This window comes from Clavibacter zhangzhiyongii (assembly GCF_014775655.1).
Lineage (GTDB): Bacteria > Actinomycetota > Actinomycetes > Actinomycetales > Microbacteriaceae > Clavibacter > Clavibacter zhangzhiyongii.
The window spans coordinates 1,970,776-1,994,403 of the sequence record NZ_CP061274.1 but is presented as its reverse complement, the minus strand read 5'-3'; the positions used below and the strand labels follow the sequence as shown (position 1 = coordinate 1,994,403).

The window sequence follows — 23,628 nt, the reverse complement described above, 5'->3', positions numbered from 1 at the left end:
ATGACTGAACGACAGATCCGCCTGTTCGGCGATCCGGTGCTGAAGACCGTCTCGTCGGAGATCCACGAGGTCGACGAGGGCGTGCGCGCCCTGGTCGAGGACCTCCTCGACAGCGTCCGGCCCGACGGGCGCGCCGGGGTGGCCGCCGCGCAGATCGGCGTGAACCTCCGGGCGTTCAGCTACAACGTGGGACCGTCGTTCGGCTACATCCTGAACCCGGTGATCGAGGAGCTCCGCGGTGAGGCGGTGCTCGTCGACGAGGGCTGCCTCTCGGTCCCGGGACTCTGGTTCCCCACCATGCGCCACCCGGAGGCCGTCATCAGCGGCATCGACCTCGACGGGAACCCGGTCCGGCTCGAGGGCACGGGCGTCCTCGCGCAGGCGTTCCAGCACGAGGTCGACCACCTGGACGGCCTCGTCTACCTCGACCGGCTCGACAAGCAGCGCCGCCGCGAGGCCATGAAGCAGGTGCGCGAGTCCGACTGGTTCTGACCCGCGCCGCCGGGCGCGCGTCGGCCCGCGCGCTCGCGCGGGCCGACGCCGCGGGTCAGTGGACCAGCGAGTGCCCCTCGGTGGTCGGCGCCGCCTCGTAGATGCGCGTGATCACGTCGGCGAACGCCTCCAGCACCACCTGGCGCTTGATGCTCAGCTTCGGCGTGAGGTGCCCGGCCGCCTCGGTGAGCTCCACGGGCAGCACGACGAACTTCCGGATCGACTCCGCGCGCGAGACCGTCGCGTTGGCCGCGTCGACCGCGCGCTGCACCTCGGCGAGCACGGCCGGGTTCTGCGACGCCTGCTCGAGCGTCATCGCGGGGTCCTGCCCGTTGTTGCCGAGCCACACCTTGAGCATCTCCGGGTCCAGCGTGATGAGCGCCGAGATGAACGGCCGCCGGTCGCCCGCCACCACGACCTGCCCGACGAGCGGGTTCGCGCGGATGGGGTCCTCGAGCGCGGCGGGCGCGACGTTCTTGCCGCCCGCGGTGACGATGATCTCCTTCTTGCGGCCCGTGATCGTCAGGTAGCCGTCGGCGTCGTAGCTGCCGAGGTCGCCCGTGCGGAACCAGCCGTCGTCGAAGACGGCCGCGGTCGCCTCCTCGTCCTGCCAGTAGCCGCCGAAGACGTTGACGCCCTTCACCTCGATCTCGCCCTCGTCGGTGATCCGGGTCGCGACGCCCGGAAGCGCCGGCCCGACGGTGCCGATGCGGAAGCCCTTGACGAGGTTCACGCTCACGGGCGCCGTGGTCTCGGTGAGGCCGTAGCCCTCGAGGATCGTGAGGCCGAGCGAGCGGTAGAAGTGACCGAGGCGGAGGCCGAGGGGCGCGGATCCGCTCACCGCGAAGCGCACGCGCCCGCCCATCGCCTGCCGGATCTTCGCGTACACGAGCGCGTCGAACAGCTTGTACTGCGCCTTCAGCGCGAACGGCACCTTGCCCGCGTCGACGGCGACCGAGTGGGCGTACGCGACCTCGGCGGCCTTCCGGAACACCTTGCCGCGGCCCGCGCCCTCCGCCTTCTGCTCGGAGGAGTTGTACACCTTCTCGAACACGCGCGGCACCGCGAGCAGGAACGTCGGCTGGAAGGAGGCGAGCGCGGGCAGCAGCTGCGTCGTGTCGGCCTGGTGGCCGGTCTTCACGCCGGCCTGCACGTTGAGGATCGAGATGAACCGCGCGAACACGTGCGCGGTCGTGATGAACAGCAGCGTGGACGCGCCGACCCGCACGACCTCCTCCATCGCGACCTCGGCGTTCCGCGCGAGCTCCACGAAGTTCGCGTGCGTGAGGATGCAGCCCTTGGGCCGACCGGTCGTGCCGGACGTGTAGATGAGCGTCGCCATGTCGGAGCCCACCGCGATGTTCCGCCGCCGCTCGATCTCGTCGTCCGGCACGTCGACGCCCTGCTCGGCGAGCTTGTCGAGGTCGCCCAGGTCGATCTGCCACACGTGGCGCACGTCCGGCAGCTCCGGGTGCACCTCGTCGAAGCGGGAGAAGTGCTCGGCGGACTCGAGGATCACGGCGACGCTGCCGGAGTCCTGCATGTTCCAGTGCACCTGGCCGGGGGAGGAGGTCTCGTAGACGGGGACGAGCACGCCCCCGGCGAAGAACACCGCGAAGTCGACGAGCGTCCACTCGTAGCGCGTGCGGCACATCATGCCGATCCGCTCGCCCGGCTGGATGCCGGCGGCGACGAGCCCCTTGGCGAGGGCGACGACCTGCCGGTGGAACGCGGACGCCGTGACGTCCGTCCAGCCCCCCGACCCGTCCGGCAGCGCGAACAGCGGAGCGTCGGGGCTCGTCCTCACGCGGTGCACCAGGATGTCGGTGACGTTGTCGTCGGGCCTGGCCTCGACGACGGCGGGCATGATGTGCTGTTCCACGGCAACTCCCTCGGTACCGGAAATGGATGGCCCCAGCTTATGGGGGCCGCCCGTCCGGCGCTCGTCCCCGGTCGGGGGCGGCGGGCGCGTCAGTAGGATCGACGGGCGAGACGATGAGGAAGGGCCCGCGGAGTGCATGCAATAGGGATCGACATCGGCGGGACCAAGATCGCGGGAGCCGTGGTCGACGAGCTCGGCGCCATCGCCGCGGAGGAGCGCACGCCCACCGAGGCGAGCAGCCCGGACGCGATCGTCGAGGACGTCGTCGCGATGGTCGAGCGGCTGCGCGCCCAGCACCCCGACGTGGTCGCGGTCGGCGTGGCGGCGGCCGGCTTCATCGACGCGGCGCAGTCCACCGTCTACTACGCCCCGAACATCAACTGGCGCAACGAGCCGGTGCGCGAGAAGCTGCGCGGCCGGATCGACCTGCCCATCGTCATCGAGAACGACGCCAACGCCGCCGGCTGGGCCGAGTTCCGCTACGGCGCGGGCCGGCTGGTCAGCGACATGGTCACCCTCACCATCGGCACGGGCGTCGGCGGGGCCATCGTCGCCGACGACCGGCTCTTCCGCGGCGGCTTCGGCGCCGGCGCCGAGCTCGGTCACATGCGCGTCGTGCCCGACGGCCTGCCGTGCGGCTGCGGAGCCCGCGGCTGCATCGAGCAGTACGGATCCGGCCGCGCGCTCCTGCGCACCGCCGAGGAGCTCGCGGACCTGGGCGGCACGCACGGCGAGGGCCTCGCCGCCCGCCGCCGCGAGGTGGGCACGCTCACCGGCCACGACGTCAGCGACCTCATCCAGGCCGGCGACCCCGGCGCGCTCCTCGCCCTCCGTCGCCTGGGCGGCTGGCTCGGCGAGGCGGCCGCGAGCATCGGCGCGATCCTCGACCCGCAGATGTTCGTCATCGGCGGCGGCGTCGCCCAGGCCGGCGACCTGCTGCTGGACCCCATCCGCGAGGCGTACCTCGCCCACCTCCCGGCCCGCGGCTACCACCCCGAGCCCGAGTTCCGGATCGCCGAGCTCGTCAACGACGCCGGCGTCGTCGGGGCGGCCGACCTCGCCCGCCTGCACGCCGCGGCCCTCCGCCACGGCGCCTGACCCGCGTCGTCCGGGCGCGGGCGGCCCCGCTGGATATGCTGGACGTCGACCCCGCCCGGAAGGTGGCCACCCGATGTTCTACTGGTTCATGAAGAACCTGGTCGCCGGACCCCTCCTGCGGAGCACGTTCCGCCCGTGGGTGACGGGCCTGGAGAACATCCCCGCCAAGGGCGGCGTCATCCTCGCGAGCAACCACCTCTCGTTCATCGACTCGGTGTTCCTCCCGCTGCTGGTCGACCGCAACCTCGTCTTCCTCGCGAAGAGCGACTACTTCACCGGCCCCGGGCTCAAGGGCTGGGCCACGAAGATGTTCTTCACGGCCACGGGCATGCTGCCCATCGACCGCTCCGGCGGCAAGGCGTCGGAGGCGTCGCTCAACACGGGCCTCCGCGTGCTCGCCGAGGGGCGGATGCTCGGCATCTACCCCGAGGGCACCCGCAGCCCCGACGGCAAGATGTACCGCGGCCGCACGGGCGTGGCCCGCATGATCCTCGAGGGCGAGGTCCCCGTCGTCCCGATCGCGATGATCGACACGGAGAAGGTCATGCCCATCGGCACCCGCATCCCGAAGGTCCGCCGGATTGGTGTGGTCATCGGCGAGCCGCTAGATTTCAGTAGGTTCGCCGGCCTCGAGGGAGACCGCTTCATCCTCCGCTCCATCACCGACGAGATCATGTACGAGCTCTCGAGGCTGAGCGGCCAGGAGTACGTCGACGTCTATGCGACCTCGGTCAAGGAGAAGCGCGCGAGCGCGGCCCGCTGACCGTCTCCCGCACCGCCTCCACCGCGCACCACGCGCACGACACGAACCGGGATCCCACCGTGGCCTCTGAGCACCTCGTCCCCGCCCACCCCGACGTCCTCGCCGGACTCGACCACTGGCGCACGCTCGAGGTCAAGCAGCAGCCGCGGTGGCCCGACGCGGCGGCCGTGCACGCCGCGTCCGCCGAGATCGCCCTGCTGCCGCCGCTCGTGTTCGCGGGCGAGGTCGACCTGCTGCGCTCGCGCCTCGCCGCCGCGGCCGACGGCCGTGCGTTCCTCCTCCAGGGCGGCGACTGCGCCGAGACGTTCGCCGGCGCGACGGCCGACGCCATCCGCAACCGCGTGAAGACCGTGCTGCAGATGGCCGTCGTCCTCACCTACGGCGCCGCCATGCCCGTCGTGAAGATGGGCCGCATGGCCGGCCAGTTCGCGAAGCCCCGCTCGAGCGACTCCGAGACGCGCGGCGACCTCACGCTGCCGGCGTACCGCGGCGACATCGTCAACGGCTACGACTTCACCCCCGAGTCCCGGGCGGCGGATCCCGCGCGCCTCGTGAAGGGGTACCACACGGCCGCCTCCACGCTGAACCTCATCCGCGCCTTCACGCAGGGCGGGTTCGCCGACCTGCGCGAGGTGCACAGCTGGAACAAGGGCTTCGCCGCGAACCCGGCCAACCAGCGCTACGAGCAGCTCGCCCGCGACATCGACCGCGCCATCAAGTTCATGGAGGCCGCGGGCGCCGACTTCGACGACCTCAAGCGCGTCGAGTTCTACACCGGCCACGAGGGCCTGCTCATGGACTACGAGCGCCCCATGACGCGCATCGACTCGCGCACCGGCACGCCGTACAACACGTCGGCGCACTTCATCTGGATCGGGGAGCGCACGCGCGACCTCGACGGCGCGCACGTCGACTTCCTGTCGCGCGTCCGCAACCCGCTGGGCGTGAAGCTCGGCCCGAGCACCACGCCGGAGACGGTGCACGAGCTCATCGAGAAGCTCGACCCCGAGCGCGAGCCGGGCCGGCTCACGTTCATCACGCGCATGGGCGCCGGGAAGATCCGGGACGCCCTGCCGCCCCTGCTCGAGGCCGTCAAGGCGTCCGACGCGAACCCGCTGTGGGTCACCGACCCCATGCACGGCAACGGCCTCACGACACCCACCGGCTACAAGACGCGTCGCTTCGACGACGTGGTCGACGAGGTGCAGGGCTTCTTCCAGGCGCACCGCGCGGCGGGCACGCACCCGGGCGGCATCCACATCGAGCTGACCGGCGACGACGTCACGGAGTGCCTGGGCGGATCCGAGCACATCGACGAGGCCACCCTCGCGACCCGCTACGAGTCGCTGTGCGACCCGCGGCTCAACCACATGCAGAGCCTCGAGCTCGCGTTCCTCGTCGCCGAGGAGCTGGCGGCCGCGCGTAGCTGACCCGGAGCGCCGATGCCCCGTCGCCCTCGCGGGTGACGGGGCATCTCCGTGTCGGCGCTGCCCTGGAGCGGGCGGCCGGATCAGCCGGACGCCGTGATCCCGAGGTTGACGGTCGACCCGCGACGGGCGAGCGCCTGCGCCTCGGGGCTCGCCGACGCGACCCGCGTGATGCTGTTGGGGAGGGCGTCCCAGAACGCGGAGTACGCGTACTTGAAGCCCGCCTTGTCGAGCGCGGCCTTCGCCTCGTCGCGCGTGAGGTCCACGACCTGGGGAACGGCGACGAGGTCGGGGCCCTTGGAGATCTCGAGGCCGACCTTGCTGCCCTCCGCGTCGCCGAGGCCGGAGCGCACAGGCTGCTGGTCGAGCGGGTAGACGGAGATGACCTCGCCCTTGTCCACGTCGTCGCTGAACGACTGCTTCCCGGCCTCGCCGACGAGGCCCGCCTGCGCGAGCGTCGCGACGGCCTGGTCCACCGACCGTCCGTTGACGTCGGGGATGCGCCCGGCCGCGACCACGAGCGTCACCGGCTGCTGCTCGGGGTACTGGGCGCCCACGGGCGCGCCGGCCGCGTCGAGCACCTGTACGACGGTGCCCTCGGGCTGGTCCCCGTACTGCCGCACGGTCGCGTCCTGCACCACGAAGGGGACGCCCTCGAGCTGCTTCCGCGCGTCGTCCTGGGAGGCGCCGACCACGTCGGGCACGTCGAGGAGCTGCGGCCCGGTGGAGGCGTAGACCGTCACGGTGGATCCCTGGTCGACGGGCGTCCCCGAGGCGGGGACGCTCCGGGTCACGCGCCCGACCGCCACGTCGACGCTCGGCTCCTCGGCGCGGGCGACGACGAACCCCTGGCCCTGCAGCGTGCCGGCGGCGTCGTCGACGGCCATCGCGGACACCTGCGGCACGGGCACGCGCGCCCCGGGTCCCTGGCCGTAGTACCAGCCGGTGCCGCCGGCGAGGGCGGCGAGCATGACGATGAGGAGCGCGAGCACCCAGCCGCGCGCGCGCCGCCGTGAGCCAGCGGCGGCCAGCGCGACCACCGAGTCCGGCTCGGAGCGCTCCGGCTCCTGGCGGACCATCACGGGCGGACCTCCGACGACCTGCGTCTCGCCGGTCGTGGCGGGCGGCAGCGCCGGCGCGCTCGGGAAGACGACGGTCCTCTGCAGCGGCGCCGGGTCGCCGGAGCGCGCGTCGAGGCGGTTCTGCACGGCGTAGAGCTCGTCGAGGAGGGCCCGGGCGTCCCGCGGGCGCTGCTCGGGATCCCGCGCGGTGGCCCACAGCACCAGCTCGTCGAGCTCGACGGGCACGGACGCGTTGGCGATGCTGGGCGTCGGCACCTGGTCGTTGGCGTGCTGGTACGCGATCTGCATCGGCTGCTCGCCCTTGAAGGGCTGCTCGCCCGCGAGCATCTCGTACATCATGATGCCGACCGCGTAGATGTCGCTCCGGGTGTCGGCGATGCCGCGCGTCACGAGCTCGGGGGAGAGGTACGCGATCGTCCCGAGGAGCGCCTGCCCCGTCGCGGTGTTGGCGCTGACGGCACGGGCCAGGCCGAAGTCGCCGATCTTGATGCGGCCGTCGTCCGCGAGCAGCACGTTCTCCGGCTTGAGGTCGCGGTGCACGATGCCGGCCTTGTGCGCGGCCGCCAGCCCGGACAGCACCGCCTCGAGGATGTCGAGCGTCTGCTCGGGCGTCAGCCGCTCGTACTCCTGCAGGAGCTCGCGCAGCGTCATGCCGGGCAGGTACTCCATGACGAGGTACGCCATGTCGGAGTCCTGGCCCTGGTCGAAGACGTTGACGACGTTCGGGTGCGCCAGACGCGCGGCGGAGCGGGCCTCCTGGATGAAGCGGTCGCGGAACGCGCTGTCGTCGGCGAGGTGGCCGTGCATGACCTTGACCGCCACGCGCCGCTCGAGCCGCAGGTCGGTGGCGACGTAGACCGTCGCCATCCCGCCTCGCGCGATGCGGGACCGGACCTGGTATCGGCCGTCGAGGAGACGGTCGATCATCGGGTCGGTCGGGCTGGAGGTCACTGGATGATTCTAGGGATCGCCGATGCCCGGGCCTCCCCGGCACACCGGTGCGCCGCGGCGCGGATGCGCACGGGGACCCGCGTCAGCCGATCTCGTCGAGCCAGGCCCAGGCGGAGGCCTCCCACTTGGCGTAGGCGTCCGGGTAGGCCGAATACTGCACGGCCTGCGCCGCCTGCGTGACGGTCATGGACTTCCAGCCCGCGATGTCGAGGAGGCCGCGGGTCGCACCCGGGTTGGGGTTCACGGCGCCGCCGAAGAACGCGCGTGACGCGTAGACCGGATCGTTCAGATCGTCGGGCGCGCCCCAGCCCTGGCTCGGGCGCTGCTGGAACAGGCCGATGGAGTCGCGGTCGCCCCAGTCGAGGTTGCGCAGCGTGGACTCCTGCGCCGCCGTGGCGAGCGCGATGACGAGTCCGTAGTCGCTGACTCCGGCCTCGCGTCCCACCTGCACGATGACGCGGGCGTTCCGGCGCATCTCGTCGGTCATGATCGTCGTCCCGTTGAGCGAGGCGACCTGCACCACGGCGGCGGACGCGTGGGGGATGGTGAGCTTGCTGCCGGCGTAGATGATGCTCGACCAGTTGAGCCCGTTCGCGTTCAGCAGGTCCTGCACCGTGACCCCGGACTCCTGGGCGATGCTGTGCAGCGTGTCGCCGGTCTCGATCGTGTAGGTGCCGCTGAGCCCCGACTTGGCCGCCGGCGACGCGCTCGGTGCAGGCGCGACCGCCGGTGCGGCGGAGGACGAGCCGCCGGGGATGGTCAGCCGGTTGCCGGGGAAGATCGTGCTCGTCGACTGGAGCCCGTTGGCCTGCAGCACCGCGGACGTCGACACGCCGTGCTTGCCGGCGATGCCGGAGACGGTGTCGCCTGCGGCGACCGTGTAGCTGGTGCCGGATCCGCTGGGCGCCGACGCGGGGGCGGCAGTCGCCGACGAGCCGGATCCGCCGAGCGTCAGCGTCTGGCCGGGGAAGATCGTGGTCTTCCAGCCGAGCCCGTTCTGCGCGAGGACCGAGGCGGTGCTGAGGCCGAAGCGGCCGGCGATGCTCGAGACCGTGTCGCCCTGCTCCACCACGTACGAGGAGGGGGTGGCGGCGGCCATGGGGGCGGGGGCGGGGGTGGCGGTCGGCGCCGCGATGCGCGGCAGCTTCGTCTGCGCGGGCCCGGACTTGGCCTTGGGGATGCGCTTCACGGGCGCGGCCTCGGCGGGCGCGGCCATGCCGAGGCTCACCGCGAGGGAGCCGACGAGCACGATGGGCATGGTCGCGAGGAGCGCCTTGGAGCGACGAGCCGCAGAGCGCCCGGTCGCGGTGTCGGCGTCCGGTCGGGGGTCGCGAGGAGGGGTCTGTTCGGTCATGGGCATGCTGGTCTACTCCGGCCGTCGTGCTCGATTCCCTGATGCAGGTGTTCCACGTTAACACGCAGCGAGAGGAATGGGCACATACGTGACGGATGTGACTGGAGTGGTCAGCGACACGCGCATTCGGCGGATGGGCAGCCCGATCCGGCCGGCCCGCGCAGCCCGCCGGTCGCCGATCCACGGCCGCGGTGCCACCCCGGCCGCGGACGTGTCAGCATGTGAGACGTGAACGAGCCCTATGCCGACCGTGAGTGGTTGACCGTCCCCGATCTCGTCGACCTCCTGGGTCTCACCGTCAGCCGGGTCCGCCGGCTCATCGAGGACCGGCGCCTGCTGGCCGTCCGGCTCGACGGCGTGCTGAAGGTCCCGGCTGCCTTCCTGCGCGACGGGGAGCCGCTGTCCGAGCTGCGCGGCACGATCATCGTCCTCGGCGACAACGGCTTCACCGACGAGGAGGCGATGGACTGGCTGCTCACGGAGGAGCCGAGCCTCGGAGCGGCGCCGGTCGACGCGCTGCTCGCCGGCCGCAAGGCCGAGGTGCGCCGCGTGGCGCAGGCCAGCGCCTGACCCGCCTCCCCGCAACGTGCTGACGCCCGCGGGCGCCGGAGGGCTCAGGTGACGCGTCGGGTGACGCCGTCCACGAGCAGCTCGAGCTGGTTGCGAGCCCGCGCGCCGATGGGGGCGTCGCGGAGCGCCGCGAGCGACTCGCGGACGTGACGCGCGATCATGCCCTCCACCTCGTCGAGCGCCCCGCTCTCCCGGAGGATGGACTGCAGCACCCGGATCTGCTCGTCGTCGAGGTCGGGGTCGCCCAGCAGCGCGTCCACGGTTCGGCGCACGCCGTCCGGGAGCCGACGCCGTGCGAGCGCGATGAGCACGGTGCGCTTGCCCTCGCGGAGGTCGTCGCCGCTCGGCTTGCCGGTGACGGCGCTGTCGCCGAAGACGCCCAGCACGTCGTCGCGCAGCTGGAAGGCGATCCCGAGCGGCAGGCCCACGGCCCGCAGCGCCCGGACCTGCTCCGGGGACGCGCCCGCGAGGCTCGCGCCCACGACGAGCGGCGCCTCGATGCTGTACTTCGCCGACTTGTAGACGATGACGTTGTGGGCGCGCGCGAGCGTCTCGTCCTCGGGCACGGTCGGCCAGGCCACCTCCTCGAGGACGTCGAGGTACTGGCCGAGCGTCACCTGCGTGCGCATGGTCGCCAGCTCCGCGCGCGTGGCGCGGGCGGCCGACCCGTCCGCCAGCGCGAGGAGCGAGTCGATGAGGAGCTCGTCGCTCCAGCCGAGGAGGAGGTCGCCGAGGAGGATCGCGCCCGCCTCGCCGAAGGCCGGGGAGGATCCGCCCCAGCCCTTCGAGGCGTGCAGTGCCTCGAGGCGCCGGTGCGCGGCGGGGCGGCCGCGGCGGGTGTCCGACCGGTCGATGATGTCGTCGTGAACGAGCGCGGCGGCGTGGAAGATCTCGAGCCCCGCGGCGACGCCGACGACCGCGCGGTAGCCGGGTCGCTCCTCGCCCTCGGGTCGACCGGCGGGGGAGGGCTCGAGGTCGATGACCGAGCGCCATCCCCAGTAGCAGAACTGCGCCCGGAACCTCTTGCCGCCTCTCAGCAGATCCGAGGAGAACTCGTGGACGGGCACAAGATCCGGGCTGATCTCCCGCAGTCCCGCCGCCTGCGCCGCCAGGAAGTCGTCGAGGCGGGTCTGGACGTGGCTGACGAGGCGGTCGCTTTCGGGCACCCGCCTAGCCTAGCCAGGGGCAGGGAGCTAGAATCCACAGGTGAACACCGACGCGTCGTCCCGAGCCTGAGGGGAACATGATGCCGCTTTCCGAGCAAGAGCAGCGCCTGCTGGAGGAGATGGAGCGAAGCCTCTATCGCAACGACGCAGACTTCGTGGCGACCGTCAGCGGCCGCCGCAGCAGACCGAACTACACCATGGTCGTCGTCGGGGTGCTGGTCATCGTGCTGGGCATCGCCGCCCTCGCCGCTGGCGTCATCACCAAGCTGGCCATCATCGGCATCCTGGGCTTCGCGATCATGATCGTGGGCGCGCTCCTCATCTTCAGCCCCCGCGGCACCGTGACGGAGGTCCCGTCGGCCGGAGCGCCGCGTCCCTCCGGGCGTGCACCCGGCGGGCGCCCGTCCTCGTCGTCCTTCATGGACCGCATCAACGAGCGCTGGGAGAAGCGCCAGGGCGGTCAGGACTGACCCCGCGCTGAGGGCGGTCCTCCACCTCCCTCCACTCGACCCCGAGGGGCCGATCCCGATCCGGGATCGGCCCCTCTTTCTCGTCCCCCCGGCCCTCCACCGGCCTCCCTCGCGCCCTCCCCGCGGTCCACGGACCGCGGGGAGGGCGCTTCCGCGTGCCTGCGGCGCGCCGGTCGAGCGGAATCCCTCCACATCCCTCCCCGCGCCAGAGTCCCCGGGATCACGGGGATGCGGCGGCCCGCACCGCGAATTCACCCGCGTCCCCTGGCGGTGGGTGGAGGGCTGTGGAGTAAAGTGGAGCAAGTCCTGAACCACGGCCGGAGAGACAGGGGGTGTCGGTGTGTTCCTCGGCACCCACTCGCCTCGTCTCGACGACAAGGGGCGGCTCATCCTCCCCGCGAAGTACCGCGACGAGCTCGAGGGCGGCGTCGTCATGACGCGTGGCCAGGACCGCTGCATCTACGTGTTCACGACGCGCGAGTTCGAGGAGCTGCACGACCGCATGCGGCAGGCGCCGCTCGCCAGCAAGCAGGCCCGCGACTACATGCGCGTCTTCCTGTCCGGGGCGAACGCCGAGACGCCGGACAAGCAGCACCGCATCACCATCCCGCAGGCGCTCCGCACGTACGCGGGCCTCGACCGCGAGCTCGCGGTCATCGGCGCGGGCAGCCGCGTCGAGATCTGGGACGCCGGCACGTGGGACGAGTACCTCACCGCCAACGAGAGCGCGTTCGCCGACACCGCGGAGGAGGTGATCCCCGGCCTGTTCTGACCCCGGCCCCTGACTCCCAGCCGTCCGACGCCCTGCCGCACTTCCCCGGTGGCAGGTCGGGACGGATGGGGATCAGGAGCCGCGGGCAGGGCATCGGGACACCATGGCCCTCGACGACATCCACACCCCCGTCCTCCTCGAGCGGTGCCTCGAGCTGCTCGCCCCCGCCCTCCAGGGCGAGGGCGCCGTGCTGGTCGACGCGACGCTCGGCATGGCCGGGCACTCCGAGGCGTTCCTCGACGCGCTGCCCGGCCTCCGCCTGGTCGGGCTCGACCGCGATCCGGACGCCCTCGCCATCGCGGGGGAGCGGCTCGCGCGCTTCGGCGACCGGGTCCACCTCGTGCACACCGTCTACGACGGCATCGGGCGGGCGCTCGACGGGCTCGGCATCGGCGAGGTCCAGGGCGTCTTCTTCGACCTCGGCGTCTCGTCGCTGCAGCTCGACCGCGTGGAGCGCGGCTTCTCGTACTCGCAGGACGCGCCGCTCGACATGCGCATGGACGGCACCGCCGGGCTGACCGCGGCCCAGGTGGTCGCGGAGTACGACGAGATGGAGCTCCGCCGGATCTTCTACGACTACGGCGAGGAGAAGCTCGCCCCGCGCTACGCCAGCCGCATCGTGCAGGCGCGCGAGGTGGAGCCGATCACGACCTCGGCGCGGCTGGTGGAGATCATCCAGCAGGCGACGCCCGCGGCGGTGCAGCGTGCCGGGCACCCGGCCAAGCGCGTGTTCCAGGCGCTGCGCATCGAGGTCAACCAGGAGCTGAGCGTGCTGGCCCGGGCGATGCCGGCCGCGATCGACCGGCTGGCCGTCGGCGGCCGCGTGGTCGTGGAGTCGTACCAATCGCTCGAGGACCGCATCGTCAAGCGCGAGCTGCGCGCCCGGTCCACGAGCACCGCGCCCGTCGGCCTCCCCGTGGAGCTGCCCGAGCACCGCCCCGAGCTGAAGCTCCTCGTCCGGGGAGCCGAGCTCGCGGACCAGGACGAGATCGCCCAGAACCCCCGCGCCGCATCCGTCCGGTTGCGCGCCGCCGAACGAGCCAGGAGGCGACACGCATGACCGATGCAGCACGCGCGACCGCGCGTCCCCGGATCCGGCCGTCCGCCGAGCCCGCCCCCCGTCACATCGAGGTCGTCGCCACCCGCGGCCAGCGCCGGGCGCGACCGCGCACCGTCTACGCCGTGATCGTCGTCGGCGGCCTGTTCGTCGTGCTCCTCGCGCAGCTCCTGCTCTCGATCGGCCTCTCGGACGGCGCGTACGCCATCCAGTCGCTGCAGCAGCAGCAGCGGGAGCTCGAGCGCACGCACCAGGCCCTGACGGAGGACGTCGACCGGCTGTCCTCCCCGCAGAACCTGGCCCGGAACGCGCAGGCCCTCGGCATGGTGGCGAGCGCGTCGCCCTCCTTCCTCTCGCTCGACGGATCCATCCAGGGCACGCCGCAGGCGAAGGGCGAGGCGACCACCGCGCTGACCGCGGACACGCTCATCGGCAACTCGCTCCTCTCGGGCGTGCCGCTCACGATCACGAGCGACCCCGCCGCGAAGGCCGCCGCGGTGCACGCGGCGACGACGCCCGAGGGCGGCGCCGCGGTGGATCCCGGATCCGCCATCCCCGGCTCGGCCGAGGCCGCCGGCGGGGTGACCGCCGGGAGCCCGAGCGCGCCTCCCGCAGCGGGCGCGGCCGCCGGGCTAGCGTCGGCCACGGCCATCCCGACCCCGCAGACGCGCTGATCGCGCGTCCCGCATCCGGGACGCCGCAGCCGCACGACCCCGCTCCGACGGAGCATCGCACCGCACCGCAGGCACCAGGAGGAACCCCCGAGTGACCACGATCTCGAACCGACGGCGCATCGCCTTCTCGCTCATCGCGATCCTCGCCGTCATCGCGGTCTTCGTGGTCAAGCTCATCGACATCCAGGTCGTGCAGGCCACCGAGCTCAACGAGGCCGCGCTCGGCAAGCGGGCCATCTCGCAGACCCTCCCGGGCGTCCGCGGCAGCATCTACGACGGCAAGGGGAACGTGCTCGCGAGCAGCGTCCTCCGCTACGACGTGACGATGGATCCCTCCAAGGCCGCGGACTTCACGCGCACCGTGACCGGCGACGACGGCAAGCCCGCGAAGCAGGACGTGACGCTCGCGGAGGCCGAGGCGCAGATCGGCGCGATCACCGGGCAGAAGCCGGAGGAGATCCACGCGCTCATCACGGGCTCGCTCGCCGCGGACCCGAAGTCGCTGTTCGCGTACGTGACCAAGGGCGTCGACGTCGACGCGTACCTCGCCATCCGCGACCTCAAGATCCCGTGGATCTACTTCCAGGCCGTGTCGAGCCGCACCTACCCGAACGGCCAGATCGCGGGCAGCGTCCTCGGCTACATCGCGGGCGACGGCACGATCAAGGCCGGCCTCGAGCAGGAGTACGACAAGTGCCTCGCGGCCGAGGACGGCGCCCAGACCTACGAGCGCGGCGCCGACGGCGTCGCCATCGCGGGCAGCACCGTCACGCAGAAGCCGGCGAAGGACGGCAGCGACGTGATGACCAACATCGACACCGACCTCGAGTACTTCGCGCAGACGGCCGTGGCCGAGCAGGCCGTGAAGGTCGGCGCCGACTACGGGCACGCGACCATCGTCGAGGTGAAGACCGGCAAGGTCCTCGCGGTCGCGGAGTACCCGTCCGTCGACCCCAACGACGTGACCGCCACCAAGCCCGCGGATCGGGGGAGCCGGGCGTTCGGTTCGCCCTTCGAGCCGGGATCCACGCTGAAGGCCGTGACGGCCGCGGCGCTCGTCGACTCCGGCAAGGCCGACGCGTCCACCCGCGTGGTCGCCCCGTACACGTTCACCCGGCCCGACGTGAGGCTCAGCGACAGCTACGTGCACCCGGACCTGCGCTTCACGCTCGCGGGCGTGCTGATGGACTCCTCGAACACCGGCATCTCCGCGCTCGGCGAGCGCCTGCCGGCCTCGGACCGCTACGACTACCTCAAGGCGTTCGGCGTCGGCGAGAAGACGGCGATCGACTTCCCCGGCGAGAGCAGCGGGCTCGTGCGCCCGTGGCAGGAGTGGGACCCGCAGACCAACTACGCGACCATGTTCGGCCAGGGCCTCACCACCACGGCCCTCCAGGTCGCGAGCATCTACCAGACCATCGGCAACCACGGCGTGAAGCTGCCGCTCTCGCTCGTCTCCGGCTGCAAGCAGGCCGACGGCACCGTGACGGACCAGCCGTCGACGGAGGGCACGCAGGTCGTCTCGCCCCAGGCGGCCGACTCGACCGTCAACATGCTCGAGACGGTCGTCACCGACGGGCACCTCTCCAAGGACCTCACGATCCCGGGCTACCGGGTCGCGGCGAAGTCCGGCACGGCGCAGGTCGCGGAGGCCGACGGCAAGTACGGCAAGAACTACCTGGTGTCGATCGCCGGGCTCGCGCCGGCCGAGGACCCCCAGTACGTCGTGTCGATCAGCCTGGCCAATCCGGATACCATGAAGTCCTCGGCGGCCGCGGCGCCGGTCTTCCAGAAGATCATGTCCCAGGTCCTGAAGACCTACCGGGTCCCGCCCTCCAGCGTGCCGTCCCCGAACCTCCCGACGACCTACTGAGAGATGAGGGCGATGACCTCCCCTGCCACTCCCGCCCTCCGCCCCGAGCATCCCGTCGCACGGTCGCTGTCCGGCCTCGTGCGCGACTTCGCGCTCGACGTCGTCGGCGACGTGGACGACGTCGAGGTCGCCGGCGTGACCCTCTCCTCGGGCGACGTGCAGCCCGGCGACCTCTACGTGGGCCTCCGCGGGGCGCGCGCGCACGGCGCCCGCTTCGCCCCGGCCGCGGCGGAGAGCGGCGCCGTCGCGGTGCTGACCGATCCCGACGGCCTCGCCGACGCGCAGGCGTCCGGCCTGCCGGTGATCCTCACCCCCGACCCGCGGGCCGCCCTCGGCGACATCGCCGCGTGGGTCCACCGCTCGGAGGAGAACCCGGCCACCCTCTACGGCGTCACGGGCACCAACGGCAAGACGAGCGTCGTGTACCTGCTCGACGGGCTGCTCCGCCAGCTCGGCGTCGTCACCGGCCTCACCTCCACGGCCGAGCGCCGCATCGGCGACGAGAGCATCACCAGCCGCCTCACCACGCCCGAGGCGAGCGAGCTGCATGCGCTCCTGGCGCGCATGCGCGAGGCCGAGGTGCGCGCCGTCACGATCGAGGTGTCCGCGCAGGCTCTGTCCCGGCACCGGGTCGACGGCCTCGTGTTCGACGTCGCCGCGTTCATCAACCTCAGCCACGACCACCTCGACGACTACGCCGACTTCGACGAGTACTTCGAGGCGAAGGCCGCGTTCTTCGACCCCGACCGCGCGCGTCGCGGCGTCGTCTCCCTCGACACGGAGTGGGGCCAGCGCATCGTCGACGGATCCCGCATCCCCATCACCACCATCTCCTCGAAGCAGGGCGTCGAGGCCGACTGGACCGTGACGGTCCTCGAGCAGACGCCCGACTCCACCGGGTTCCGCCTGGAGGGGCCCGACAACCGCGTGCTCGTCTCGCGCGTGCCCGTGCCCGGCTGGTTCATGGCCGCGAACGCGGGGCTCGCCATCGTGATGCTCGTCGAGTCCGGCTACGACCTCGACGCCGTGGCGCACGTGCTCGACCGCGACGGCGGCATCCAGGCCTACATCCCGGGCCGCGCGGAGCGCGTGTCGGGCGGGACCGGACCCCTCTTCTTCGTCGACTACGGCCACACGCCCGACGCCTTCGACCAGACCCTGCAGGCGCTGCGCCCGTTCACGCCCGGGAAGCTGGTCATGGTGTTCGGCGCCGACGGCGACCGCGACACCACCAAGCGCGCCGAGATGGGCGCCATCGCGGCACGCCGCGCGGACGTCGTGGTCATCACCGACTACCACCCCCGCTACGAGGACCCGGCGTCGATCCGGGCGTCGCTCATCGCGGGGGCGCGGGCCGCGGTGCCCGACCGCGAGATCCACGAGGTGCCCGACCCCGCGACCGCGATCCGCACGGCGGTGTCGCTGGTCGGCGAGGGGGACACCATCCTCGTCGCCGGACCCGGGCACGAGGACTACCACGAGGTGGCCGGGGTCAAGATCCCGTTCTCCGCCCGTGACGACGCGCGCGCGGCCCTCCGCGACGCAGGCTGGAGCTGACATGATCGCCCTCACCCTCGCCGAGATCGCCGAGGCGGTCGACGGCCGCCTCCTGCTCCGCGGTGACGCCACGGCGCAGACCGTCGTGGACGGCGCGGTCGACACCGACAGCCGGTTCATCGGGCCCGGCGGGATCTTCGTCGCCAAGCCCGGCGAGGAGACCGACGGCCACCTCTTCGCGCCCCAGGCCGTCGAGGCGGGCGCCGCTCTCCTCCTCGTCGAGCGCGAGCTCGACCTCCCCGTGCCGCAGGTGCTCGTGCCCGACGTGGTCGACGCGCTCGGCCGGCTGGCGCACGAGGTCGTCGCCCGGGTGCGGGCGCTCGGCGGCCTGCGCATGGTCGCGGTCACGGGATCCAACGGCAAGACCACCACCAAGAACCTGCTGCACGCGATCCTCTCCACCCAGGGCGAGACCGTGTCGCCCGTCGCGTCGTTCAACAACGAGGTCGGCGCGCCCCTGACGATGCTCAAGGTCACGCGGTCGACGCGCTTCCTCGTGGCGGAGATGGGCGCGAGCGGGCTCGGCGAGATCACGCGGCTCATCCGCATGGCGAAGCCCGACGTGGGCATCGTCCTCACCGTGGGCCTCGCGCACGCGGGCGGCTTCGGCGGCATCGAGCGGACGCTCGTCACCAAGACCGAGATGGTCAAGGACCTCCTGCCCGAGGACACCGCCGTGCTCAACGCCGACGACCCGCGCGTCGCCTCGATGAGCGACAAGACCCAGGCGCCCGTGCTGTGGTTCGGCCGGGATGCGCGCGCCTCCGTCCGCGCGACGGACATCCTCGCGTCCGCCGCGGGCACGACCTTCACGCTGCACCTGCCGGACGGGTCGACGCGGCCCGTGTCCTTCCGCGTGCTCGGCGAGCACCACGTCACCAACGCGCTGGCCGCGGCGGCGGGCGCCTGGGCGCTCGGCGTCGACGGCGACGCGATCGTCGCCGCGCTCCAGACCGTGCAGCGCGCCGAGCGCTGGCGGATGGAGGTGCTCGGCGGCAACGGCGTCACGGTGATCAACGACGCGTACAACGCGAGCCCCGACTCCATGGCCGCGGCGCTGCGCACCCTCGCGCAGATCCGCCAGCCGGAGCAGCGCACCGTCGCGGTCCTCGGCGAGATGAGCGAGCTCGGCGAGTTCTCCGAGGAGGAGCACGACCGCGTGGGCCTCCTCGCGGTGCGCCTCAACATCGGCCAGCTCGTCGTGGTCGGCCGGCCCGCGCGGCGCCTCCACCTCGAGGCCATCGCGCAGGGCTCGTGGGACGGCGAGTCGATCTTCGCCGAGGACGCCGCCGAGGCCCGCGAGGTGCTCGACCGGATCCTCCGCGACGGCGACCTCGTGCTCGTGAAGTCGTCGAACTCCGCGGGGCTCCGCTTCCTCGGCGACGAGCTGGGGGAGAAGTACGCGTGGTAGCCCTCCTCTTCGCGGGCGCGTTCTCGCTCGCCTTCACGCTCTTCCTCACGCCGCTGTTCATCAAGCTGTTCCACCGCCTGCAGTGGGGCCAGTTCATCCGCGACGACGGCCCGCAGACGCACCACACCAAGCGCGGCACGGCCACCATGGGCGGCATCGTCATCATCCTGGCGAGCGTCCTCGGCTACTTCGTGGGGCACCTGCTCACGTGGGACGGGATCCGGTTCGACCCCGTGACGCCCTCGGGCCTGCTGGTGGTGTTCATGATGGTGGGCCTCGGCTTCGTCGGGTTCCTCGACGACTACCTGAAGACGCGCAAGCAGCAGTCCCTCGGGCTCGGCGGGTGGCAGAAGATCGCCGGCCAGGTGCTCGTCGCCGCCGTCTTCGCGGTCCTGGCCATCACGCTCCGCGACCCCGTGTCGGGCCTCACGCCCGCGTCCACGGCCATCAGCCTGTTCCGCGACCTGCCGCTCGACTTCATGGCGCTCGGCGCGGTCATCGGCACGGCCCTGTTCATCGTCTGGATCTGCCTCATCGTCGCGAGCACGTCGAACGGCGTGAACGTGGCCGACGGCCTCGACGGCCTGGCCGCGGGCGCCTCGATCTTCTCGATCGGCTCCTACGTCATCATCGGCTTCTGGCAGTTCAACCAGTCGTGCGACAGCGTCTCCAGCTACCAGAACGAGTACCGCTGCTACGAGGTCGCGAGCCCGCTCGACCTCGCGATCATCGCGGCCTCCATCGTCGGCGCGCTCATCGGCTTCCTCTGGTGGAACACCTCGCCAGCGCAGATCTTCATGGGCGACACCGGCTCCCTCGGCCTCGGCGGCGCCCTCGCGGCCCTCGCCATCCTCAGCCGCACCGAGCTCCTGCTCGTCTTCATCGGCGGCCTGTTCGTGATCGTCGCGGGCTCGGTGATCCTGCAGCGCATCTACTTCAAGCTCACCCACGGCAAGCGCATCTTCCTCATGAGCCCCCTGCACCACCACTTCGAGCTGAAGGGCTGGGCGGAGGTCACGGTCGTCGTGCGCTTCTGGATCATCGCCGGCCTGCTGGTCGCGGCCGGCGTCGGCACCTTCTACCTGGAATGGATCACGCAGTAGAGATGACGGACGCTCCCCTCGACGACGACGCGGCGCTCGCGCGCCCGGACTCCCTGCACAGCTGGCACGACGACTGGACCGGCCTCCGCGTCGCCGTCCTCGGCCTCGGCCGCACGGGCTTCTCGGTGGCGGACACGCTCGTGGAGCTCGGCGCGGACGTGCTCGTCGTGGCCTCCGACGCGTCGCCGGAGCGCCTGGCGCTGCTCGACGTGATCGGCGGGCGCCTCGTGCGCCCGACCGAGGAGGAGCCCGTGCCCGCGGAGCTCGTGGCCTTCGCGCCCGAGCTCGTCGTCGTGTCGCCCGGCTACGCGCCGACGCACCCGCTGCCCGCCTGGGCGAGCGCGGCGGGGATCCCGCTGTGGGGCGACATCGAGCTGGCCTGGCGCGTGCGCGACAAGACCGGCACGCCCGCCGAGTGGATCACCATCACCGGCACCAACGGCAAGACCACCACCACGCAGCTCACGGCCGCGCTCCTGCAGGAAGGGGGTGTGCGCGCGGTCCCGTGCGGCAACATCGGCCTGCCCGTGCTCGACGTCGTGCGCCACCCCGACGGCTTCGACGTGCTCGTGGTCGAGCTGTCCAGCCACCAGCTGCACTACATGCGCGAGGTGCGACCGTACTCGAGCGCGTTCCTGAACCTCGCCGACGACCACCTCGAATGGCACGGGTCCCGCAAGGCCTACGCGGCCGCCAAGGGCCGGGTCTACGCGGACACGCGCGTCGCGTGCGTCTACAACCGCGCCGACCGCGCGACCGAGGACGCGCTCCGCGACGCCGACGTGCAGGACGGCGCGCGCGCCATCGGCTTCGGCCTGGACGCGCCCGGCCCGAGCGACCTCGGCATCGTCGACGGGATCCTCTGCGACCGCGCGTTCCTCGAGGAGCGGTTCACCTCGGCGCTCGAGCTGACGACGCTCGACGAGCTCCGCGCCGTCGGCCTCGCCGCACCGCACATCGTGCAGAACATCCTCGCGGCCGCGGCGCTCGCGCGCTCCTACGGCGTCTCGCCCGCCGTCGTGCGGCAGGCGCTCCAGCGCTTCGAGCTCGACAGCCACCGCATCGAGCGCATCGGCGAGCGCGACGGGATCGCGTTCGTCGACGACTCCAAGGCCACGAACCCGCACGCCGCGTCCGCGTCGCTCGCGGCCTTCCCGTCGGTCGTCTGGATCGTCGGCGGGCTGCTCAAGGGCGTCGAGCTCGACGAGCTGATCCGCGCCCACGCGGCGCGCCTCCGCGCCGCCGTCGTCATCGGCGCCGAGCGCGCCGAGGTGCTCGCGGCATTCGGGCGACACGCGCCCGACGTCTCCGTCCTCGAGGTGACGGACAGCGACACTGAGGAGGTCATGCGGTCCGCGGTGCGGCTCGCGGCGGGCGCCGCCCGGGAGGGCGACACCGTCCTGCTGGCACCGGCAGCGGCATCCATGGACCAATTCACCGACTACGCCGACCGCGGGCGCCGATTCCGCGCCGCGGTCGACCACCACCTGGGAGGTGCGGCGGATGACACTGCCCCCGAGAACGACGCGGACCCCTCGCGCGGCTGACGCGTCGGGCCCCCGCGGCCCGCGCATCCCCGCCGAGCCCGAGGCGACCGACGAGCAGGGGACGCAGCGTCGCGGCCTCGCCGCCCGGATCCACCTCGGTCGCGCCTTCCACGCGGAGAGCGGCTCCTACTTCCTCCTCCTCGGCACGACGATCTTCCTCGTGGTCTTCGGCCTCGTGATGGTGCTGTCGTCCTCCAGCATCGACTCGTTCGTCGCCGGCGGCGGCTTCTTCGGCATCTTCCTCAAGCAGGGCATGTTCGCGCTCATCGGCGTGCCGCTCATGCTGCTCGTCTCGCTCGTGCCGCCCATGTTCTGGAAGCGCTGGGCGTGGGTGCTGCTGCTCGCGGCCTGCGCCGTGCAGCTGCTCGTGTTCGGCCCGATGGGCGTGAAGGTCGGCGAGAACATCGGCTGGATCCGCATCGCCGGCACCACGTTCCAGCCCGCCGAGCTCATCAAGGTGGGCCTCGTGATCTGGCTGGCGTTCATCCTCGCGAGGAAGCGCCACCTGCTGCGCACCTGGCCGCACATCCTCATCCCCGTGCTGCCCGTCGCGGGCGGCGCGGTCGGCCTCGTGGCGCTCGGCGGCGACCTCGGCACCGTGATCATCATGGCGAGCATCGTGCTCGGCGCCCTCTTCTTCGCGGGCATCCCCATCGGCAAGCTCACGCTCATGCTCACGATCGGCTCCGTGCTCGCGGTGCTCATGACCGTCATCAGCGACAGCCGCATGCGCCGCGTCACCGAGTTCCTCACCGGCCAGTGCGACTACGCGGGCGGCTGCTGGCAGTCCACGCACGGCCTCTACGCGCTGGCCGCGGGCGGCGTCTTCGGCGTGGGCCTCGGCAACTCGAAGGCCAAGTGGATGTGGCTGCCCGAGGCCGACAACGACTACATCTTCGCCATCATCGGCGAGGAGCTCGGCCTCATCGGCGCGATCGTCGTCATCCTCCTGTTCGTGGTGCTCGCCATCGGCTTCATCCGCGTGATCCGCGCCAACACCGACACCTTCGCCCGCGTCGCGACGGGCGCCGTCATGACGTGGATCATCGTGCAGGCCTTCGTGAACATCGGCGTGGTGCTCAACCTGCTCCCCGTGCTCGGGGTGCCGTTGCCGTTCGTGTCCTCGGGAGGCTCGTCGCTCGTGACGACGCTCGTGGCCATGGGCATCGTGCTCGGCTTCGCCCGGAGGCCCACGACCGAGGAGTCGCCGGACGTCATCCCGGCCGTGATCGGGATGCGCTCGTGACGGTCTACCTGCTCGCGGGCGGCGGCACCGCGGGGCACGTCAACCCGCTGCTCGCCGTCGCCGACGAGCTGCGCGCCCGCGAGCCGGAGTCGACGATCCTCGTGCTCGGCACGCGCGAAGGGCTCGAGGCGCGCCTCGTCCCGGCCCGCGGCTACGAGCTGCTCACCATCGCGCGCCTGCCGTTCCCGCGCCGGCCGGACGGCGCCGCGGTGCGCTTCGCGCCGGCCTTCGCGCGGGCCGTCGGCCGGATCCGCCGCATGATCGCCGAGCGCGGCATCGACGTGGTCGTCGGCTTCGGCGGCTACGCGGCCGCGCCCGCCTACCTCGCCGCCCGCCGCTCGGGCGTCCCCGTCGTCGTGCACGAGGCGAACGCGTCGCCCGGGCTCGCCAACCGGCTCGGTGCCCGCGTCGCCACCGCGGTGGGCATCACGTTCCCCGACACCGTCCTCCCGCGCGCCCGGGTCGTCGGCATGCCGCTCCGCCGCGAGATCGCGACCCTCGACCGGGAGACCGTCCGCGCCGCCGCGCGCGCCGAGCTCGGCCTCGACGCCGACCGGCCGACGCTCCTCGTCACGGGCGGATCCACGGGCGCCCGCAGCCTCAACCGCACGGTCGTGCAGGTGGCCGAGCGCATCACCGCCACCGGCGCGCAGATCCTGCACATCGTCGGCGGCGCCCAGGAGTTCACCGACCCGGGCGTCGAGCGCTACCACGTGGTCGGCTACTCCGACCGGATGGAGCTCGCCATCGCGGCCGCCGACCTCGTCGTCTCCCGCGCCGGCGCGGGCGCGCTCTCCGAGCTCACGGCCGTGGGCGTCCCCGCGGTCTACGTGCCGTACCCGGTCGGCAACGGCGAGCAGGCCGTCAACGTCCGCGGCGTGGTCGCGGCCGGCGGCGGGATCGTCGTGGCCGACGCGTCCTTCACGCCCGACTGGGTGCTCGCGCACGTGCTCCCGCTCCTGTCCGACCCGGCCGCGCTCGCGCGTATGTCCGAGGCCGCGGCGTCCGTCGGCGCGCGCGACGGCGCCGCCCGCATGGCCGACCTCGTCCGCGACGCCCTCGTCGCCCGCCCGTCCCGGCCCGGCGCCCGGCGCTGACCGCCGCCGCCCGCCACCCACCCTCCCGAGGAGACC

General features: G+C 72.4%; 20 protein-coding genes. 16 read left to right on the top strand and 4 right to left on the bottom strand.

Annotation, left to right across the window (positions count from 1 at the left end; translation table 11 throughout):
• Positions 1 to 492 carry a peptide deformylase gene (locus H9X71_RS09460; RefSeq protein ID WP_191146868.1) on the top strand — a complete coding sequence of 164 codons (492 nt, stop codon included), beginning with the start codon at positions 1 to 3 and terminating at the stop codon, positions 490 to 492.
• 55 nt (positions 493 to 547) lie between these two features.
• Here the strand turns inward: H9X71_RS09460 and H9X71_RS09455 are convergent, their stop codons facing one another.
• Complete coding sequence (locus tag H9X71_RS09455; RefSeq protein ID WP_191146867.1) at positions 548 to 2,374, bottom strand: AMP-dependent synthetase/ligase; 1,827 nt, start codon at positions 2,372 to 2,374, stop codon at positions 548 to 550.
• A gap of 132 nt (positions 2,375 to 2,506) precedes the next feature.
• Here H9X71_RS09455 and H9X71_RS09450 point away from each other — a divergent pair, with 132 nt between their 5' ends.
• The 3 genes from H9X71_RS09450 to H9X71_RS09440 all read left to right on the top strand — a co-directional run bounded on the left by H9X71_RS09450 (position 2,507) and on the right by H9X71_RS09440 (position 5,665).
• Positions 2,507 to 3,472 (top strand): ROK family glucokinase, encoded by a 966-nt coding sequence (locus H9X71_RS09450; RefSeq protein ID WP_191146866.1) that lies wholly within the window; start codon positions 2,507 to 2,509, stop codon positions 3,470 to 3,472.
• 73 nt (positions 3,473 to 3,545) lie between these two features.
• Entirely contained in the window at positions 3,546 to 4,235 is a 690-nt protein-coding gene (locus tag H9X71_RS09445) for a lysophospholipid acyltransferase family protein (protein WP_094116085.1), read from the top strand.
• Positions 4,236 to 4,294: 59 nt separating this feature from the next.
• Complete coding sequence (locus H9X71_RS09440) at positions 4,295 to 5,665, top strand: class II 3-deoxy-7-phosphoheptulonate synthase (RefSeq protein WP_191146865.1); 1,371 nt, start codon at positions 4,295 to 4,297, stop codon at positions 5,663 to 5,665.
• A gap of 80 nt (positions 5,666 to 5,745) precedes the next feature.
• Here the strand turns inward: H9X71_RS09440 and pknB are convergent, their stop codons facing one another.
• Positions 5,746 to 7,695 carry a Stk1 family PASTA domain-containing Ser/Thr kinase gene (pknB, locus tag H9X71_RS09435; RefSeq protein ID WP_191146864.1) on the bottom strand — a complete coding sequence of 650 codons (1,950 nt, stop codon included), beginning with the start codon at positions 7,693 to 7,695 and terminating at the stop codon, positions 5,746 to 5,748.
• 82 nt (positions 7,696 to 7,777) lie between these two features.
• Positions 7,778 to 9,055, bottom strand: a complete 1,278-nt coding sequence (locus H9X71_RS09430; RefSeq protein WP_191146863.1) for a muramidase family protein — start codon at positions 9,053 to 9,055, stop codon at positions 7,778 to 7,780.
• 222 nt (positions 9,056 to 9,277) lie between these two features.
• On the opposite strand from H9X71_RS09430, the gene H9X71_RS09425 reads away from it, so the two are divergent.
• Positions 9,278 to 9,619, top strand: a complete 342-nt coding sequence (locus tag H9X71_RS09425) for an Rv2175c family DNA-binding protein (RefSeq protein WP_191146862.1) — start codon at positions 9,278 to 9,280, stop codon at positions 9,617 to 9,619.
• A gap of 44 nt (positions 9,620 to 9,663) precedes the next feature.
• Here H9X71_RS09425 and H9X71_RS09420 read toward each other — a convergent pair whose 3' ends face one another.
• Positions 9,664 to 10,785 (bottom strand): polyprenyl synthetase family protein, encoded by a 1,122-nt coding sequence (locus H9X71_RS09420; protein WP_191146861.1) that lies wholly within the window; start codon positions 10,783 to 10,785, stop codon positions 9,664 to 9,666.
• Positions 10,786 to 10,862: 77 nt separating this feature from the next.
• On the opposite strand from H9X71_RS09420, the gene H9X71_RS09415 reads away from it, so the two are divergent.
• From H9X71_RS09415 to murG, 11 genes are all read left to right on the top strand, one after another.
• Positions 10,863 to 11,255, top strand: a complete 393-nt coding sequence (locus H9X71_RS09415) for a DUF3040 domain-containing protein (protein ID WP_191146860.1) — start codon at positions 10,863 to 10,865, stop codon at positions 11,253 to 11,255.
• A gap of 340 nt (positions 11,256 to 11,595) precedes the next feature.
• Entirely contained in the window at positions 11,596 to 12,027 is a 432-nt protein-coding gene (gene mraZ / locus H9X71_RS09410; protein ID WP_094116079.1) for a division/cell wall cluster transcriptional repressor MraZ, read from the top strand.
• A 103-nt stretch (positions 12,028 to 12,130) separates the two neighbouring features.
• The gene (gene rsmH, locus H9X71_RS09405) at positions 12,131 to 13,087 is read left to right on the top strand and encodes a 16S rRNA (cytosine(1402)-N(4))-methyltransferase RsmH (RefSeq protein WP_191146859.1); all 957 of its coding nucleotides are present in this window, start codon (positions 12,131 to 12,133) and stop codon (positions 13,085 to 13,087) included.
• Positions 13,084 to 13,758 (top strand): cell division protein FtsL, encoded by a 675-nt coding sequence (ftsL, locus tag H9X71_RS09400; protein ID WP_191146858.1) that lies wholly within the window; start codon positions 13,084 to 13,086, stop codon positions 13,756 to 13,758. Before rsmH ends, ftsL begins: the two co-directional genes overlap by 4 nt.
• A 91-nt stretch (positions 13,759 to 13,849) precedes the next feature.
• Positions 13,850 to 15,631 carry a peptidoglycan D,D-transpeptidase FtsI family protein gene (locus H9X71_RS09395; protein ID WP_191146857.1) on the top strand — a complete coding sequence of 594 codons (1,782 nt, stop codon included), beginning with the start codon at positions 13,850 to 13,852 and terminating at the stop codon, positions 15,629 to 15,631.
• Between the two features lie 12 nt (positions 15,632 to 15,643).
• The gene (locus tag H9X71_RS09390; protein ID WP_191146856.1) at positions 15,644 to 17,188 is read left to right on the top strand and encodes a Mur ligase family protein; all 1,545 of its coding nucleotides are present in this window, start codon (positions 15,644 to 15,646) and stop codon (positions 17,186 to 17,188) included.
• A gap of 1 nt (position 17,189) precedes the next feature.
• Positions 17,190 to 18,599 (top strand): UDP-N-acetylmuramoyl-tripeptide--D-alanyl-D-alanine ligase, encoded by a 1,410-nt coding sequence (locus tag H9X71_RS09385; protein ID WP_191146855.1) that lies wholly within the window; start codon positions 17,190 to 17,192, stop codon positions 18,597 to 18,599.
• Positions 18,593 to 19,702: a phospho-N-acetylmuramoyl-pentapeptide-transferase gene (gene mraY, locus H9X71_RS09380; protein WP_191146854.1), complete on the top strand. Its 1,110-nt coding sequence runs from the start codon at positions 18,593 to 18,595 to the stop codon at positions 19,700 to 19,702. Before H9X71_RS09385 ends, mraY begins: the two co-directional genes overlap by 7 nt.
• 2 nt (positions 19,703 to 19,704) lie before the next feature.
• Positions 19,705 to 21,249 (top strand): UDP-N-acetylmuramoyl-L-alanine--D-glutamate ligase, encoded by a 1,545-nt coding sequence (gene murD, locus H9X71_RS09375; RefSeq protein ID WP_191146853.1) that lies wholly within the window; start codon positions 19,705 to 19,707, stop codon positions 21,247 to 21,249.
• Positions 21,206 to 22,495: a putative lipid II flippase FtsW gene (gene ftsW / locus H9X71_RS09370; RefSeq protein WP_191146852.1), complete on the top strand. Its 1,290-nt coding sequence runs from the start codon at positions 21,206 to 21,208 to the stop codon at positions 22,493 to 22,495. The genes murD and ftsW overlap by 44 nt, the downstream gene beginning before the upstream one ends.
• Positions 22,492 to 23,592: an undecaprenyldiphospho-muramoylpentapeptide beta-N-acetylglucosaminyltransferase gene (gene murG, locus H9X71_RS09365; RefSeq protein WP_191146851.1), complete on the top strand. Its 1,101-nt coding sequence runs from the start codon at positions 22,492 to 22,494 to the stop codon at positions 23,590 to 23,592. Before ftsW ends, murG begins: the two co-directional genes overlap by 4 nt.
• Positions 23,593 to 23,628 lie beyond the last annotated feature (36 nt).

What these genes read in the sequence shown, in the direction of transcription:
- H9X71_RS09385 (WP_191146855.1), top strand. Translation starts at nt 17,190, where the DNA reads ATGATCGCCCTCACCCTCGCCGAGATCGCCGAGGCGGTCGACGGCCGC.
- H9X71_RS09415 (WP_191146860.1), top strand. Translation starts at nt 10,863, where the DNA reads ATGATGCCGCTTTCCGAGCAAGAGCAGCGCCTGCTGGAGGAGATGGAG.
- H9X71_RS09390 (WP_191146856.1), top strand. Translation starts at nt 15,644, where the DNA reads ATGACCTCCCCTGCCACTCCCGCCCTCCGCCCCGAGCATCCCGTCGCA.
- H9X71_RS09430 (WP_191146863.1), bottom strand. Translation starts at nt 9,055, where the DNA reads ATGCCCATGACCGAACAGACCCCTCCTCGCGACCCCCGACCGGACGCC.
- rsmH (WP_191146859.1), top strand. Translation starts at nt 12,131, where the DNA reads ATGGCCCTCGACGACATCCACACCCCCGTCCTCCTCGAGCGGTGCCTC.
- ftsW (WP_191146852.1), top strand. Translation starts at nt 21,206, where the DNA reads ATGACACTGCCCCCGAGAACGACGCGGACCCCTCGCGCGGCTGACGCG.
- ftsL (WP_191146858.1), top strand. Translation starts at nt 13,084, where the DNA reads ATGACCGATGCAGCACGCGCGACCGCGCGTCCCCGGATCCGGCCGTCC.
- murD (WP_191146853.1), top strand. Translation starts at nt 19,705, where the DNA reads ATGACGGACGCTCCCCTCGACGACGACGCGGCGCTCGCGCGCCCGGAC.
- H9X71_RS09460 (WP_191146868.1), top strand. Translation starts at nt 1, where the DNA reads ATGACTGAACGACAGATCCGCCTGTTCGGCGATCCGGTGCTGAAGACC.
- H9X71_RS09445 (WP_094116085.1), top strand. Translation starts at nt 3,546, where the DNA reads ATGTTCTACTGGTTCATGAAGAACCTGGTCGCCGGACCCCTCCTGCGG.